This window comes from Motilimonas pumila, assembly GCF_003596335.1.
GTDB classification, from domain to species: domain Bacteria; phylum Pseudomonadota; class Gammaproteobacteria; order Enterobacterales; family CBDFNC01; genus Motilimonas; species Motilimonas pumila.
Map to the genome: position 1 here is coordinate 1 of NZ_QZCH01000187.1, position 502 is coordinate 502.

Here is a 502-nt window from a genome sequence, read left to right on the forward strand (position 1 = left end):
CGTGCGGGTGCGTTGGCGCTGGTTCATGTCGCCGTGCAGGGCGGCGGCGGCAAAGCCCTGGTCGGCCAGGCGGTCGGCCAGATCATCGGCGCCGCGCTTGGTCGACGTGAAGACGATGGCCTGGTCCAGCGAGGCGTCGCGCAGGACGTGGTCCAGCAGCTGCATCTTGTGGCTGGCGTCGTCCGCGTACAGCAGGCTCTGCGTGATGTTGGTGTGCTTTTCCTTGGCGCCGGCGATCTCGATGCGCTGCGGATCGCGCATCATGCGCGCGGCCAGCTTGGCAACGGTGCCGTCCAGGGTGGCCGAGAACAGCAGCGTCTGGCGTTCGGCCGGCAGGCGGCCGATGATGGTTTCGATATCCTCGATGAAGCCCATGTCCAGCATGCGGTCGGCTTCGTCCAGCACCACCGTGTGAACGGTGTTGAGTTTGACGCGGCCCGAGTTCAGGTGATCGATCAGGCGGCCGGGGGTGGCGACCAGCACGTCGACGCGGCGCGACAGC

At 67.5% G+C, this 502-nt stretch carries 1 protein-coding gene; it reads right to left on the reverse strand.

The genetic code is table 11. The annotated features are described in order from the left end of the window. The coding region (locus D1Z90_RS21170; protein ID WP_147378847.1) for a DEAD/DEAH box helicase at nt 1–502 on the reverse strand (502 nt) is incomplete at both ends.